Origin of the sequence: Paenibacillus sp. OK060 (assembly GCF_900101205.1) — a bacterium.
Taxonomy (GTDB): Bacteria; Bacillota; Bacilli; order Paenibacillales; family Paenibacillaceae; genus Paenibacillus; species Paenibacillus marchantiae.
The window spans coordinates 183,043-200,258 of the sequence record NZ_FNFR01000008.1; the positions used below are offsets into that span (position 1 = coordinate 183,043).

A 17,216-nucleotide genomic window follows, 5' to 3' on the forward strand; every position below is an offset into this window, starting at 1 on the left:
TTTCCATATCACTTGACGGAATAGCCAAGCCCTTGGAAAGCCCTATTTCGGAGCGTAAACATGTATGATTTTCGCTGTAATACATATACATTAGGTTGGAATGCCTTTTATACCTTCTATTCGTTCCCTTGTTAGCCTAAAGACATGCGGAATATTGGACATTTGATTCAAAATTATAAGCGCTGCGACGTTTGTACACAAAACGATTTTTGTGTAAATAGCATCGAATTCCGTCAAAAAGGGAAAAACTCAGATATGGCGACGGATAGATCAGATTGTTTCGATCATTTTCATTCGTTTTCATGCATTTGCACCACTTCTCGTTTCGCCATTGGCATTCGGGGCTTGGGCTGTGCTATCTTTACTTTAATATCCACATTAATAAAGGAGGAACAATATTAAATGAATCCCTTAGGGCAGCCTTTGGTACTCAAAGCTAACTTCAAGCGTTTAGGGTTGCTTGCGGCGATTGGTCTGATTCTGTTTTTCGTTTTTCAAATCTTTCCTGCCACCTCATCGCAAACGACTGATATCCAGTCTACTTCCTTCATAAGCAAGGAGAAAGCGGCGGAGTCGGCACGATCTTTTGCAGCTTCTCTACCTGATTATACCCTTCCGACGGATACCGGAAACGAGCTGGTGACGTACCAAACCCATTCCGATATTTATGGGTATATGGCCAAAACCAAACAGTTAGAAACCTATAACAAGAAATGGGAAACAACCTATCCTTACGATGTGTACCGCGTTCGTTTGCCCGATCAGGACAAAGGCGGTTATTTGAATGTTGACGTACATATGAGAACAGGAAAAGTTGTCGGTTTCAAGCGCGAACTGCCTTCTTCCCTGTATGCATCCATTGAGGCTGAGCAGGACAAAAGCAAAGTGAATGCTGCCCAACGTTTAGCTGAAGATAACCTTTCTCTAAATGAAAAAGAGCAGCTTGCCGCTAGCGTCCTTGGCGAATTCGGGTATACTGTACCGAAACTTCAACTGGACACCCGTGAAGAAGAAGCGGGGCTGCAATACACAGATAATGAAAAGCAAATTGGAGATTCCAAGCTGGAACTGAATTTTACGTTTGAAAACGGAGCCGTTCGCTCCTTCGAATCGGTCTTCTCAGTCCCTGACTCCCATACTGACTATGTAGAAAATCAGACTCGGCAAGCCAACTGGATGACTTACGGCGGTTATGCTTTCCTGACCTTTGTGCTTGGCGTGCTCGCGATCATCTACAGTATTCTGACGAGGGCAAACACGTCGTTCAAACGCGGAATCGTTCTGTCCTTGGTATACTTTGCGGCTTCCGTGATTGGCACACTGAACATGATCCCGCTCTTTCAGGCGCAGGGGCTATCTAATTTTATGCTGACCTTCCTGATGGTGATGCAAGCTGGGATAACGCTGGTTATGAGTGCAACCATCTATCTGTCGCTCGTTGCCGGTGACGGCATGTGGCGCAAAATCGGTCTGAATCCTTGGCCTCGGGCCAAAGAACCCGGATACGGCAAATATGTACTGCACAGTATGTATACAGGCTACTTATGGGCGTTGATTCTACTGGGTGTGCAATCCGTACTGTTCTTTATTCTGGAGCGCAGTATTGGAAGCTGGTCAACAACATCGGCTGACCAGTCCACATACAACATGAGTTATGCCTGGATCTTCCCGATTATGGCTTGGATGGCCGGGATCGGTGAGGAAACGGTCTATCGCCTGTTCGGGATTCGCATGATGCAGAAGGTGGTACGAAATACGTTCATCGCCTGCCTTATCCCAACATTGATCTGGGCTCTGGGACACACCCTGTACCCGATCTATCCGGTGATCACACGTCCAATAGAGCTTACTGTCATCGGACTTTTGTTCAGTCTGATCATGCTGCGCCACGGCTTCATCGCCGTTGTATTCGCGCATGTTATCTTTGACAGCCTGTTGATGGGGTTAAGCCTGATCTTCATGGGTGATGCACTGAACATTTCCGCAGGACTCTTCTGGATTGTGCTTCCGGCCATCGTTGGTTATGTCATCTATAGGATGAATCCAAAACAAAAAGAGAAGCCGTATGTCACGACTCCTCATCACGAAGTGCTGCAATAATTTGATTCGCAAGCTTGTCACCAATAGATAGAGGCCGGAAGTCTTCGACGCTGGCCTCTTTTATTTTGCGTAAAGAGCCAAAATGCTTCAGCAGCAGCTTGCGCCGCTTTTCTCCGATCCCCGGAATGGCATCCAGACGGGAAGTCACCATCGATTTACCACGCTGCTCGCGGTGGAACGAAATCGCAAAACGGTGGACCTCTTCCTGAATCCGCTGCAACAGGTAGAACTCCTGACTATCCCGAGGCAAGGAGATGACTTCCGGTGGGTTGCCGATCATCAACTGTGAAGTCTTATGCTTCGCATCCTTCACCAGACCGCATACCGGAATAAACAGCCCCAGCTCATTTTCCAAAATATCCACGGCTGCTGAGATCTGCCCTTTGCCTCCATCAACCACGATCAGGTCAGGCTGGGTTAAGTTTTCCTTCAACACCCGCTCGTAACGGCGACGGATAACTTCTCGCATCGTTTCATAATCATCCGGTCCTTCAACCGAACGGACCTTGTACTTCCGATATTCCTTCTTATCCGGTTTACCATCGGTAAATACGATCATGGCAGATACCGGGTTGGTACCCTGGATGTTCGAGTTATCAAACGCTTCAATACGGTGAAGCTGATCCAGTCCAATAAAACGTCCCAGTCCTTCAGCAGCTTTCGATGTCCGTTCTTCATTCCGCTCAATTAGGCGGAACTTCTCTTCCAGTGCCACACGTGCGTTATCCACGGCCATGGTGATCATCTGGCGTTTCAATCCACGCTGCGGAATGTGGACTTTGATTTCCAGCCATTCCTGCAATGCTGCTGCGACTTGAGAAGGATCTTCAAGACCTGGGGGCTGTTTATCAGCCGATACATCTTCCTGAGCAACAGCGTCTTCCAGGATAACCATCGTAGCTTCTTCCGCTTCTGCTTCGGGTTGGCTATCACCATAAGATGCACGGGCCTCGGCAACACGTAGCTCAACCACAGAATCTTGCGCCAATCGCGTTGTCTCTTCTGACTCGGCTGTCACCGCCGCAGGTACCGCTCCATCACCATCGGATATATCATCCGCACCACCGTCATCAGTTGCCATATCTTTTGGCATTTCCGGCAGTAAAATCTCCTGTGGCAACGCTGGATTATCACTGTAATACTGGGTCACGTAAGACATAAAGTCACTGTATGCCTCACCGTAAAACGGGAACGTCGACACGTGTCGTTCAATCATTTTCCCCTGACGCATATATAGAATCTGGACACACATCCAGCCTTTATCAATGGCAAAACCAAACACATCGCGGTCTCTGGCATCCGCCATCGTAATTTTCTGTTTTTCCATCATCGCATCAATGGCAATGACCTGATCCCGAAGTTCCTTGGCACGTTCAAAATATAGATCCTCAGCCGCTTCCTGCATTTTGCGCTGTAAATCCTTTTTGATCTCCTCATGCCCGCCACTCAAAAATGAACTGATCTCCTGGGAGATCTCATCATACTGCTCCTTGCCCACTTCTTGCACACAGGGAGCGAGGCACTGTCCCATATGATAATACAGGCATACTTCCTTCGGCATTACGCCGCATTTGCGTAACGGATACATCCGGTCAAGCAGTTTTTTCGTTTGGTGTGCCGCATATGAATTCGGATAAGGTCCGAAGTATTTGGCTTTATCTTTGAGCACCCGCCGGGTCACTTCGAGTCGGGGATGTTTTTCATTCGTAATTTTAAGGTAAGGAAACGTCTTATCATCCTTGAGCAACACGTTATACCGCGGCATATGTTTCTTGATCAGGTTACACTCCAGAATGAGTGCTTCCATATTGCTGCCGGTAACGATATATTCGAAATCACGGATTTCGGACACCAGGCGCTGTGTCTTCCCATTATGACTGCCGATAAAATATGATCTTACGCGATTCTTCAGCACTTTGGCTTTACCTACATAGATAATAGTACCTTCACTATTTTTCATCAGGTAACAGCCGGACATGTCAGGCAGCAAAGCCAGCTTGTGGCGAATCTGCTCTAGTGCCTTCTCCTGCTCCTGCACGTTTGTAATGAATTCATCCATAATTCGGTGGGTCCTCCTTCCCGATTACTGAGAAAGCTGATAGCTTCACCTTACATGAGGCACTCCGATGACAGAATGACCTTTCGATCGCTGTTATCCCCAGATTTCTTTGATTCTTTTCTTATAACGTATAAATCCGGGGATAGGGCATGCTTCCGAAGTAGCTTTCTTTCAGAAAGCTTTTAGGCGACCACTTCGTTTCTACAAGTCATTTCTGCCCTCTCCGTTGTTCATGTAAATTTCAGTTTCACCTTATAATAAATAGTATATCTTATATTGTCCTATATGAAAGTATTCGACGCAAAACGCCCCCGGCGCATAACCGGAGGCGTATGTGAAATCTTGGTTAATTATTGGTGTTTTTCGATAATTCCTTTGAGAGCATCTTTTGAGTTCAGACCAACCACTTTATCAACCGGTTGACCATCTTTGAAGAAGATCAATGTTGGAATGCTCATTACGCCGAAGCGGGAAGCGGATTCCGGATTTTCGTCCACATTGACTTTAGCAATTTTCACTGCATCGCCAACTTCGGTGGACAGCTCTTCCAAGATTGGAGCGAGCATTTTACAAGGACCACACCAAGGCGCCCAGAAATCAACAAGAACCGTTCCTTCGCCTTCGACTTCAGCGTTGAAGGATTGATCGGATACGTTAACAATAGCCATGAAATTGTCCTCCTTATATATACTTACGGTTTATTTTAACCTGTAACGTCGCGAACGACACTTCCAGTATAACACAGCAACTCTAATGTTGTGAAATGAACGCATCAATGTTCATCTTCCCAACATCAAATCTTCACAATTGGGGAACTAGCAGGTTCACTGCAAAATCTTTACAAACGCTTTCTTTTCCAAGTATACTAAAATTACTCCGGGCTTCAGTTCCCTGTAAGGGCAAGCTGTTATCCCCATAAGGAGGCAATACCATGGATGCAAATGTGCGGATCAACGACCCGCGTGAACATGTGAACGAGGAACCCCGTAACGATCTGTTTGATCTGATTGCGGGTGTTGCTGGCATGGCCGGCCTGATGACGGTTATCTTTTTCGGAATGGTGATTTTCAAATTTATCACCGAATAGGATCTTCAGGCTGCACGCAGGCCAGAAAAGCCCGGTTTTCGCGACAATGCGAAAGCCAGGCTTTTTTTGGGACTATATGAGTAAAAAATAGATCAGATCGGTAACCTAAATAGAAATTAACGTTTGCCCCGCTGATTCTCACCCCGAACCGAGATGACATCAACAAACGGACGAATCCGGTCCATCAAACGCTGGCCTTTGTTCATTTCCTCGCCGTCCCTACTGGTGAAGCTAAGATGTTTCTCCAGCCCATCCAAGTTGTAGTTTGACGTGTAAAATGTAGGTTTGCGATTCATACGGTAATTCAGAATGGAACCCATCACATGATCTCGAACCCATGGGTTCAGATTCTCTGCCCCAATATCATCAAAGATGAGCAGATCACAGCTTTTCAGAATATCCGTCGTTTCCTTCAGCTTGTTTCCCTCACTGATCATGGATTTCAGATCCTCCACAAAATCAGGCATGTAGATAATAACACCTGTGTGGCCCACAACCGCGAGTTCATGCAGCAAATAACACATCAGAAACGTCTTGCCCGTTCCAAATGATCCTTCCAAAAACAGTCCTTGCGGAGACAATCCATTCTCCTTGGTGTCGTTAATATAACGCAGAACCTGGTTCACCGCCGGAGCACGCATCCGATCCTTGCCCATAATTTCCACATCGTTATATCCTGCATTGAGCGCACGCTCGTCCACATAGAAGCTGCGGATTCTTTGCTTGATAACATGCTCATTCTGCCGGGCGACATGTTTGGAACAAGGTGCTTTTTTATCTATAATTTCGGGTTTACCGTTAAAATGCTCTACTTCCAGTTTGCAAAAGTGACCCTGGAAATCGTTAGGACAGTTGTCGAGCCCCGGACAGTTCGCACAGTTCTTCGAATCTTTGGCATACTGATACAGCTTGCTCAGATCGGTAATAAGCTGTGCATCTTTCAGTTCAGGATGACCTGCGCGGAATTCGCGTACGTACGGATCTTCCATCAATTCCGCCGCAATCCGCCGCGACTGTTCACGAAAGGAAGGATTCAGCTGCTGAAGCAGTCCTCCCAAGGATTCCATGGCTTCAAGCCCCCTTAATAGTTTCAATATAGAATGAACAATTGAATTTTACGATGACCATCATGATGGCAGGGTAACCTTCGATCGCTTGTAATTCTACTGTTCATTCTATATAAACTTGAGGAATAACTCAACATTTTCAGCTGGAAAAAGCATTATCCATTCCATGACAGTGCGCAGAACTTCGGTTAGACACTACACAAAAAATATATACGATCACGCTTGGAAAATTAACGACGTAGCCCCACCGTAACAATCTCACAAGGTCCCGCTTGAAGAGCCCATTCTTTGCTGATTAAGGCAGTGGAAGATTCATGTATTATCGAAGCATTCAGTTTACCTGTATCTTCTTCCAGAATGTTGCTCTGATATGCATCTTCCAATGCTTGCGGGATGGACTCAGAAGCAGCAAACTTCAACTCAGTTGTATTCGACCCCATATTATACCAACGCAACATCAGATCACCCGAATCCTCGTTCACCTTCAGTGAAGAAAACGCAAGACCTTCCCCTTGCCACTCAACAGGTGTGTTGCTTGGCGTCAGGAATCCCGGGTGTACGTTCGTCTGAGCCAAAGTCCATGGAATCTGGAACTGATAAGCTTCAATGTACGCTCCGGATGTTGCTCCGTTCCCGTCATGAGGGATAATCTCCAGTTGGAAGGAATGCTCGCCGAGACACTGAGCTTCCGGTGTCGGGAACAATCCCCAGTCTCCAAGCTCTCCCACGGCACGAAGCAATGTCACCGCAATCGTATTCCGTCCATCCTCAAGAACCTCATATTCATTCAGACCGAGATTGGCTACAACCAACCCAGCCTGATCCTCGCTCACATCAACAAAACTTTGCTGATGCTGGGTGTTGCTCGGATTCTGCCATTCCGGTGCAGGCGTATTATCGCGAGTAGCAATTTCGAACATCGAGTCAACGTGATGAACAGCAGCTGTCAGATCCGTCGGGAAGAGTGCCCGCACCCGATGATCCTTCGCCTGATTGTTGAAGGTTGTTTCGAGCTTGATGCCTTTTCCACTGCGGCTTAACGACACAATGGTTCGGATCTTGAGCGTAACCATTTGTTTGGAACGTTGAGCTTTACGATGCGGATAATAGATAAGTTCCCGCTGCTCACGATCAAGCGTTTCGTCGGCGGATTCAGGAATCTCCCAATGATGAACAATTTCGTACGAAGCTCTGTAAGGCGCATCTTCGATAACTCGAATTTCTGCCCGAAGATCCTTCGTAGTCAGTGCTACTTCGTTCTCCGGTTGCTTGAACATGTACTCATTGCCGATATCACCGACATTTTCATACACGCCAAGATCTTTATACGTTCGGCCTGTCCGTTTATCCTTAAGTGCAAAAGATCCATTGTCTGCAATATTTACGATAAAATATTCATTTTCCATGCCACGTTGACCACGCAGCAGTGTATCTGAATTCGCAGCATTGCTGTCCATGCGAACCAAAGCATACGTCTTCAGGCCAAGTGCAGGCACGTTCTCTGCTTCAAATGTAATACTGACCCTACGGCAGCTATATGGCTGACGGAATCGATCATCCGGCAGATCATAGCCGAATTGCAGACCCATATCCTCTACCGTACACGGCACTGGTTTTCCTTCTTCATCCACCAATATACGACCTGACAGGTCGATGGCGTTCATTTTAGCTGCCATATCTTCCAATGAGAAACCGTCGCGGAAGTACAGACGGGCCGCATCCAGTTCAATCTGAACCACACCGCTGCGCTCCCATCCCGAAGTGTTAAACACAACCACAGGCCGGGCTTCATCACCATATCGTTCAAAGGTTGAAGTATCCACAGCTGCAGCGATTTGGCTGGTGCTATCCTCAATCAGGGCCTCAGCGACATGACGGCTCTTATCAAACCGTGTGACCATCTCGCGATGTACCTCGTCTACGCTACAGCCACAGATGCTGTCATGCGGATGATTCTGCATCAACGTTTTCCAGGCATAGGTAAACTGATCATGCGGATATGAATGACCCAGCAGATGCGCGAACGAAGCCAGGGGCTCAGCCACTTTTTCCAACATGGCTTGGCCCAGTTGGTTCATCTGTTTCAGATAAACGCGTGCGGAAGCCGTGTTCACCAGAGTGCCCCAGCCATCAGTACGCTGGCTGCGCAGCTCTCCTTTTACAACAGACAGCTCCTGAACCGCAGATGCTTTCAACGCTGACAGATAGTCCGGGAAGTTGGAGTGAACAAACTCGATATCGGGATACAATTGTTCAGCCATACGGATGGCTTCAGGCAGATCCTTCTGAATCGGCTGGTGATCACATCCGTTCATGTACAGCAATTCATTCGTCGATGCATATTTCTCCGCATCAGCCAGCTTGGTTTCCCAGAACTTACGAGCTGAAGCTTCGTCCACCGGAACTTCATTCCCGTTAGAGTACCAGTTGGCAAATAAAACACCGAGCACTTTAGATCCATCCGGACCTTCCCACATCAGCTCTGAGAAACTGGACTCGTATCCATCGTCAGACACCATGTTGTTGAAGCCCGTTGGCTTCACGCCTCGCCCAAAAAAGACATTATCAATGCCCGATTGCAGCATAAGCTGCGGTGTCTGTCCTACAAGTCCGAACGTATCTGGGAAGTATCCGATCTTTGAAGGTGTTCCGTAACGTTTGGCATCCCGATGTCCAACCTGCATATTACGAACGTTCGCTTCACCACTGGTCAGGAAGGCATCCTGCAAAATATACCAAGGCCCAATGACAATCCGGCCATCACGAATATGCTTCTCCAACCGTTCCTTCTGCTCAGGTCTAACCTGAAGATAGTCATCGATGATGATCGTCTGGCCGTCCAGGTAAAAGCTTTTAAAATCTGGCCCCTGATCGAGCTGATCCAGCAAGGCATCCACCAGTTGCACCAATCGCATATGATGCTTCTCATACGGCAAATACCATTCCCGATCCCAGTGCGTGTGAGAAATAATATGCGCTCTTTTCGATTTGCTTGTTGGTTTGGTCATTGTATTATTCCCCCTCTACCTCTTGTTGTACAATCTCTACTTCATCCGGACGATATACGGCTTGCAGCTGTCCGGCATCATCTGTGGCAAACAGCACCGAGCGATTTTTCTCCAACAGGAACGTATATATGACTCCCGTACGTGTATCTCTGACTTTCACCTCATGATTCAAAGCGAACTCCGATACAAATACGTACAGATTGCCTTTCGGGAAGCTCAGCTTCCGGCCATAAATCCCTGCCAGATCACCGCCAGATATCCATTCCAGTTCATTTTTAATACCAGCCACTTCTGACGCATATCGATACAGGTCAGCCAGCGGCTCATCCCGGCCATTCAGCTCCAGCGGCAGCGGGCTCCAGATCAACTTGCCTTTGCCTAATGGCAGTACTTCTACTTCATCAGGTGTATGATTCTCCGCATGAAGTAACGTTTCCTTCGCCACCTCGGCAATCCGGCGACGACCATACGTGACGCGGTGATCCACCCCGTTAATATTCAGCATTTCTTCTCGCTGTACGTTGCCCAGACTGCGCTGGCCAACAAGATGATCTGCTCGATCACTTCTCTTCCAATAAGCATCCAACCCGAGCGGGCCAGTAATAAGCAGCGTAGCTCCTTCATTCTCCGCGAAGTTGAATAGCTCACTTAAGGCATCACTGTCCATGTTGTGCGGACTCGGAACCATGATCAGCTTCGGTGGTTGCTGCTTCAATGCTTCCAGATGATACTCGGATACAGCCCGGAATGGCTGCTTCAGCTCATAAGCCATCACACGGGTCAATTTTGTAGTTGCATCGTAAGCCAGGGAACGGTTCGAGAAATCGTTGGAATACGGGAAGACCACCGCAATCTCCTCCAGCTCGCGATCGGTAAACAAGTCCCGAATCTGCTCCATGAATCGGCCAAAATCGTAAGACACATCGGCTTCAGGTTTTTCCGTACCATCCGCTCTCAGCGCTCCAATATGAGATTCATTGGCATTATCCATATAGAAGTTCGTATTCCAGATCCATTGCACTGCTCCTGCACCGCCTGTTGAGAAGGCATAGGCGTATTTGCGCTCCAGAATGCTGTGAAGCTCTTCCTCTGTGCGTTTGGCCCGGCCATCCGGGGTTTCCACATACATGATGCCTGTCTCCTGAATGAGATTGGGTTTATGTGGTGTTTTGGCGAAAATGCCGTCCCAGATCAGGTCATCGTTGAGCCACCAGGAATGCACGGTTGTATAATCCACTTCCCGCTCATAGAAGAACGGTGAAGGCCGCTGTGCTCCGAGAGCTTCATCCTGCCCTACGGTAACCAGATGATGGGGAACAAGATCCTTGATCGTGCCTACAAGCTCTCTCGCCCAAACATTATGCATCTCCATCGAGAAGAGACAGTAATCAAGCCAGCGTGTTCCTTTTTTAGCCTTGTGCATGTCCTGTACATCGAAATTGATCTCTTCCGGTTCAGGAATGACTGCTGCGGTGAAGTCAGGGAGCTGTTTAGGTGACATGTTCCATGCCTCCTGCAACGCTTCAATCGTCTGATGTCGCTGCTGAAGCCACTCGATAAACGCCTGCTGCTCATATGAATCTCTTGCCGAACGTGGCCCATCCGAGAATATGCGCACAGGATCAAACATCGACGGTTCATTAATCAAGTCCCAGTCCACATGTGTGGAATGTCTGTGACGACTAACAATGCTGCGGATGAAGCGTTTCTGTGCATCTACGCTCTGCGGGTCTAAATATGGATTTGTTCCTTCCCACGTCTCGGGTGTAAAGGAGAAAAAGGTGAACGTCACTTGAAGGCCGTGCCGTTTTGCCGTTAACAGGAACGCATCAATAGCACGCAGTACATCCTCAGACATATGACCATCCACCTGCATCATGTTGCGATAGGCAGTCCAGATTCCGGTCCGAATCCAGTTAATGCCGGCCTTCGCCATCTGTGCCATATCCCGATCCCATACATCCGCATTAGGAAGGAACAGGAATTTCCGTGCCACATCAGAGGTCATGTAGGTCATACCAACCACAGGCAATGGACGACCGTCTTTGATAAAATAATCTCTGCTGCGTGTAATGACTTCCCCTTCTGCCAACAAAGCTGCGTCCTGACCCCAGAAGCCTTGCCGCAGTATGCGAACTTCGCCATCCGGTGCCTGAACACGACCCACGATTCGGTACAGCCCGCTCTTGATTGAAACCGGAAGAAGAATGCGTTCAAAACGCTGTTCGCCGGAAAGTTCCAGCTCCAGTTGATGATTCCATACCTTCTCTACCGTGCTGTTTGTGCGATCTTCCCGTTCAATGGTTAAATCAAACGTCCACAGCTCCGGCTCACTTCGTCTGCTTCCCGCACGCTGTAGAATTTGAGTTTGGAGGATCAGTGAAGCTCGTTCACCCAATTCATACGAAGCATAGTTCGGCTTCAGAGATAGCTCGGTTACACCTTTGGCGCAATACTGCGCCCAGTTCACGATTTCGGCTGCTCCGTTCTGATCCCAGAAGGTAGCCGTCAAAGGCAGATGCACAAACAGCCAGCGCGAACCGGCAAACGTACTGCGGGAGTTTTCCCATAATACGATTGGGGCAGCGATGTTGCGACCATCCTTGCTGCGGCCGCGGAGCAGCGGAGAAATCTGCGTGCTCATCGGACCTGAGGAACCCATCTGATGTGGCAAATCGCTTGTTTTGGTTGTATGAGGTACCAGATTCCACGTATCCGCATTCTCGAACAGTCTCTCTTTGCCTGCAAGGAGTGGAATATCTTCTGAGGAAGTTAGTGAATCCACTTTGGCTGCGGATACCTTTAACGCCTCATGAATGTAAAGTTCCTGGTGATACGCCGTTTGTTCCGACTCGGAATTCCATGCCCCATTCTCCTGACGAACAGGACGTTTGAATGGTGCGCCACCAATGCTGATCAGACTCCCCCCCTGATGAAGAAAAGCTGCGATTTCGGTCCAAGCGGATTTAGGAAAATAAGGCGCATGCAGGTTCACGAAACACCCTTCACCTGCCGCTGTGCTCAAAGCCGAAGCCAAATCATCCGCGCCCACAACGATGATCTCTTCCGATGCTTTCCATGAATCAAGAGCACCTTGCGTTGGCAAAGTACCCTCCACTGGAAACGTTGGATCAGAGAAAATAATCAACTTGGTTCTCTTCACCTGTGCGCTACTCATAGCAAACCATCCTTCATGGATTTATAGACCAACTGGGAGAACAGGCTGTTGGACCAAGCAAACCATTTTCTCGTAAAAATCGTCGGATCATCGGCATGGAAACCTTCATGCATATATCCTGTATCCGCATCCGTTGCTTCCAGCATCCGAATGATTTCGAGCTTCTCTTCAGCAGACTGGGCCGTCAATCCTTGCATGGACAGACCCATATGCCAGATGTAATCCGGCGGTGTATGCGGGCTGCCGATTCCTTTGGCAACTTTGCCTTCATAATAGAACGGATTCTCTTTGCTGAGCGCAAAACGTCTCGTATTCTGATAGATCGGATCATCCGCTGTGACGTAGCCAAGATAAGGAATGGACATCAGTCCGGGTGTACCCGCATCATCCATCAGGCAGTAGTTGCCGAAACCATCCGTCTCATAGGCATAGATCGGGCCAAACTCGGGATGACGGTAAATACCGTACAGCTGAATACCATGATCTACTTCGGCTTCCAGATCCTTAAGCTCCTGCAGGAACTCCATATCCCGGAATACCCACTCCGCGAACTCCTGCATCTGACGCAGGGCAACGACGGCAAACATATTGCCTGGAATGTTGTAGTGGAAATCACACGCATCATCACTGGAACGGAAACCGGACCAGATCATGCCTGTGTAATTGACGGGCATGCCTCGTCCGTTATTGCGGATTGAATCCGTAGCAATGCCGTTATTGCGGGTAAAGCTGTATGGTGATTTCTCCATGTGATGTTGCTCCACCCGGAACAAATCCACGATTTTGCGCATTGCGGCTTTGAAGCTGGAATCGAAAATATCGGTCAGTTCGGTTTCTTTCCAATATAAATAAGCGAGACGCACAACAAAGCACAAGGAATCAATCTCGAATTTGCGCTCCCACACCCAAGGTGACATCTCGGTCACGTCGGTGGTGTTCCAGTGCCAATCATTGGCTGTCTCGTTGAAGGCGTTGGCATACGGATCAATATGAACGTACTGGATGTGGCGCTTGATCAGACCACCAATAATGCGTTGCAGGTCTTGATCTTCTTTGGCAAATGGAATGTAATGCACCACTTGCTCTACGGAATCCCGTAGCCAGGAAGCTGGAATATCGCCAGTGATGACAAAGGTCGTGCCGTCATCCATTAATTTCGTTGTTGTTTCAATCGTATTCGGGAAACAGTTCTTGAATAGTTGAAGCAGCTTCGGTCGATGTGACAGCTTCTGCTCTGCTTCTTCCATTACAGCCTGTACGGCTTGTGGCAATGCAACAGGTGGCATCGGTATTTTGGGTAGTCTGAATTGTTCCATGAATGAGTGCACTCCTTAAACAAATTGAATGGTGTAGCCGTAGCAAGATAAACTCATTAACTGTACACTGGACACTACGATTGCAGTACCATCTTCCGATCGCTGTTATCCCCAGATTTTTTTGATTCCCTTCTCCAATGGGAAAATCCGGGGATAGCGTATGCTTCCGATGTAGCTTTCTTTCAGAAAGCTTTTAGGCGAACACTTCGTTTCTCCATCTGGTTCTGCACTCTCCGTTGTCGTGTACATGTTTTAGTTCATCTTACATAGCTCAATATATTTCAAAAAGGTTTACCGTAATAGCACGGTTTTTATTTCGTAAGGTTTAAAAGATAATGTAATCTGACCATTGGTGGTATCCAAAGGCTCGCCTGCTTCTTCCAAAGCATTGGAGAGATAAGCTTGCTCAAATGCATGCGGCCATTGCAGCGTCACTCGTTCACGTGTGCCCGAAGACTCATAGAAACGGAGTACTGTACCGTTTCCTGCCTCTGCCGGTTTGACCGTATCCAAGATGACATGGTTGCTATCGAATTCAATCCATGATCCAGTTGCCGGGCGTACGCCTGCGTTCTGGTCCACCTGATGCACAGGCACTTCATGGTTTAATTCGGCTGCCTGACGTACCGTATGTGCACTTCTCCAGTCGCCTTCATGTGGATACAGGGAATAGGTGAAGTCATGTTCTCCAATATCCGCAGTCCGGTCAGGCCATCTCGGTGCACGCAACAAGGAAAGGCGAATCGTGCTTCCCTGTACGTCGTATCCATATTTGCAATCATTAAGCAGACTGACGCCATATCCGTGCTCGGCGACATCTGCGAAGCGGTGTCCGCACACTTCATACTGAGCCTGCTCCCAACTCGTGTTGCGATGAGTTGGACGCTCCAATGCACCGAATGGAATTTCATAGGTTGCTTTGGAAGTCACTATATCGATCGGGAAGCCCACTTTGAGCAATTTATGATCTTCATTCCAGCTTACATGGGTCTTGAAATCGATCCGTCGATTGTCATGATAGAACACCATATCCTGTGTAATCACAGACTGGTGAAGCTTCCACTGAAAACGAAGTACATCCTTCGTAGTACCTGCCAGAACCAGCTTTTTCTCCAAGAGCTCCACTTCTCCAGCAACCTGAGCCTCATAACGGCTGTCGATATCCCAGGCATCCCAGAGCGTCGGACGGTCATGGAAAAAGTGAAATTGATTGCCGTGCTCACCTGGCTTCAGAATCTCTCGTTCTGCTGTCTTGTCCCACAAGCGGGATATCTCGCCACGCTCGTTAAACTGAACATGGTAATACGCGGTTTCCCATGTATCTGTAAAGTTCTTTTGCCCGGCAATGCTCGCCATTTCCCTTACATTCGTTTCCCTTGCATTTTCCGGTACGAGCCAAATCGTCTTATGACCAAACGTTGGAATATCCGTCACCAGAACCGAAATTTGGCCATCTTCCCGATCCATGCGCAAACGCTGACCTTCTTCATCGATGACGTAACGATCCAATCCATCGTGCATTTGAAGTTGAACGACTTCAATTCGATTCCAACCAAGGCTGTTGAACACAACATAAGGTATAGAACCCTCTGGCCCCTGCGTGTTTATTCCCCTCGTTAAAGCGGCTACCCCTTGATTCAAACCTGCTCTACCCAATTCAAATACCCGGACATATTCCTCGTCTGAAGTTACATACGATTCGGTAATTGCAGAGCCTGGGATAATATCATGGAATTGATTCAGCAAAATCAGCTTCCATCCATCATGCAGCGCCGAACGTACTTCAGCATCCTGCTGCGGCTCCATATCCGGTAAGGCAAGTGTGTTCCAAAGCTCCGCTTCGCGATAAAGCACCTCAGCCTTCCGGTTGTTGCGCTTATTGCGACCATGGGTCGTATAGGTACCCCGGTGAAGCTCCAAATACAAGTCGCCATGCCACTTCGGAAGATCAGGCTGCGCCTTCTCGATTCCGTCAAAAAAGGCACCGGCGGTACTATAACCATTCTTCGGTTGGCCCACCATCAACTCAGAACGATCCACGTACTCCAACATCTCTCGCGTCACGCCGCCGCCACCATCGCCATGCCCGTACAGAAGCATATGCTCAGGATGCGCCGCCTTCTCGCGGTAAGACTGCCAATGATCATGAATGTCCTTCGGCAGCGTATGCTCGTTAACACCATGATTGAGATAAGACAGGATGGACGTGCCATCAATACCTACCCAGTGGAAAAGGTCATATGGAAATACGTTCGTATCATTCCATCCGAGCTTGGTCGTCATGAAGTACTCCACATTGCCATGCTTCAAAATCTGAGGCAGGGAAGCACAATAACCAAATGTATCTGGCAGCCATTCAATCTGTGATGTTTTGCCGAACTCCTCCATATAGAAGCGTTGACCATATAACATCTGACGAATCAGGGATTCCCCACTCGGAATGTTCAGATCCGGCTCAACCCACATCCCGCCAACCAGTTCCCAGCGTCCTTCGGCAATGCGCTTCTTCACCCGTTCATATAGCTCGGGATCATGTTCCTTCAGAAAAGCGTACAACAAAGGCTGGCTCTGGGAATAAACATACTCCGGGTATTCATTCATGAGTGCATCCACCGTGGAGAATGTACGACTGGTCTTGCGCACCGTCTCACGTACAGGCCACAGCCAGGCAATGTCAATGTGCGATTGCCCCACCATATGCTCCAAGCCTTCGGCGTTTCCACCAATCTCACGCACTTCATGGATCAATCCTTCTTCGATACTGTGGATGCCATTCCCCTGCTTGACAGCGTCTTCTGTCAGACCTACGAATTGATCCATCGCCCGATAGATCGCTTCCAACAGTCGCACACGGCGAAAATCACTTTCCGGCAGCAGCACTGCGGAATCACGCACAATCGTGACCGTGTACATCAGGCTGCGGACAGGTTCATTCGGTCGCACCAACAAACTGCTAATTGATGTAATCGGCGGCTGAATAACCGCTTGTTGGTTCAGTGGATCTACAGGCTCGGGTACCGGATCGAATAACTCAATCTCAAGTTCAGGCTGAGCCCCTACTCGGGAAGGGTCGAGTGTTACATACGTATGATTACGATCCAGCCCCTGATAGGAATGTCCATTCACCCGAAGCAAGCCTTCCCCACCGGATTCAAATACAAGTCCGTAAGGTTCTTTCTGCCAGGAGGCAGGTACATCCAACCGTGTCCGGAAGAAATAGGTCGTTCCCTGATCACTCGGGAAACGATTCAACCCCTCGCCTTCTGGATAAGCCTTCTGATCTTCATATTGTCCTGGCACTTTATAATAAGCGCGGGTGATGTCCCAGCTGCGCAGCTCCATTTGCTCCAACCACTGACGTTCGGACAACTCGCGAATAAATCGTCTGATGCGTTCCAATT

Annotated in this window: 9 protein-coding genes; 2 read left to right on the forward strand and 7 right to left on the reverse strand. The window is 48.4% G+C overall.

The window, feature by feature from the left end:
• The first annotated feature begins 402 nt into the window (after positions 1-402).
• Positions 403-2,100, forward strand: a complete 1,698-nt coding sequence (locus tag BLS14_RS26170) for a CPBP family intramembrane glutamic endopeptidase (RefSeq protein WP_064635731.1) — start codon at positions 403-405, stop codon at positions 2,098-2,100.
• Here BLS14_RS26170 and uvrC read toward each other — a convergent pair.
• Positions 2,069-4,159, reverse strand: coding sequence for an excinuclease ABC subunit UvrC (uvrC, locus tag BLS14_RS26175; protein WP_079696661.1), 2,091 nt, complete (start codon positions 4,157-4,159; stop codon positions 2,069-2,071). The two genes, BLS14_RS26170 and uvrC, sit on opposite strands and share 32 nt — an antisense overlap.
• A gap of 350 nt (positions 4,160-4,509) precedes the next feature.
• Positions 4,510-4,827, reverse strand: a complete 318-nt coding sequence (trxA, locus tag BLS14_RS26180) for a thioredoxin (protein ID WP_036605788.1) — start codon at positions 4,825-4,827, stop codon at positions 4,510-4,512.
• Positions 4,828-5,090: 263 nt separating this feature from the next.
• Here trxA and BLS14_RS26185 point away from each other — a divergent pair, with 263 nt between their 5' ends.
• On the forward strand, positions 5,091-5,246 hold the full coding sequence (locus tag BLS14_RS26185; protein ID WP_090810527.1) for a YqzM family protein: 156 nt from the start codon (positions 5,091-5,093) through the stop codon (positions 5,244-5,246).
• A 116-nt stretch (positions 5,247-5,362) separates the two neighbouring features.
• Here the strand turns inward: BLS14_RS26185 and dnaI are convergent, their stop codons facing one another.
• The 5 genes from dnaI to BLS14_RS26210 form a co-directional block, all read right to left on the reverse strand.
• Positions 5,363-6,313, reverse strand: a complete 951-nt coding sequence (dnaI, locus tag BLS14_RS26190; protein WP_090954664.1) for a primosomal protein DnaI — start codon at positions 6,311-6,313, stop codon at positions 5,363-5,365.
• A gap of 230 nt (positions 6,314-6,543) precedes the next feature.
• Positions 6,544-9,321 (reverse strand): alpha-mannosidase, encoded by a 2,778-nt coding sequence (locus BLS14_RS26195; protein ID WP_090954666.1) that lies wholly within the window; start codon positions 9,319-9,321, stop codon positions 6,544-6,546.
• Positions 9,322-9,325: 4 nt separating this feature from the next.
• Positions 9,326-12,499 (reverse strand): beta-galactosidase, encoded by a 3,174-nt coding sequence (locus BLS14_RS26200; protein ID WP_090954667.1) that lies wholly within the window; start codon positions 12,497-12,499, stop codon positions 9,326-9,328.
• Entirely contained in the window at positions 12,496-13,815 is a 1,320-nt protein-coding gene (locus BLS14_RS26205; protein ID WP_090954669.1) for a glycoside hydrolase family 125 protein, read from the reverse strand. The genes BLS14_RS26200 and BLS14_RS26205 overlap by 4 nt, the downstream gene beginning before the upstream one ends.
• 291 nt (positions 13,816-14,106) lie before the next feature.
• Complete coding sequence (locus BLS14_RS26210; RefSeq protein ID WP_090954671.1) at positions 14,107-17,214, reverse strand: alpha-mannosidase; 3,108 nt, start codon at positions 17,212-17,214, stop codon at positions 14,107-14,109.
• Between the last annotated feature and the right edge of the window lie 2 nt (positions 17,215-17,216).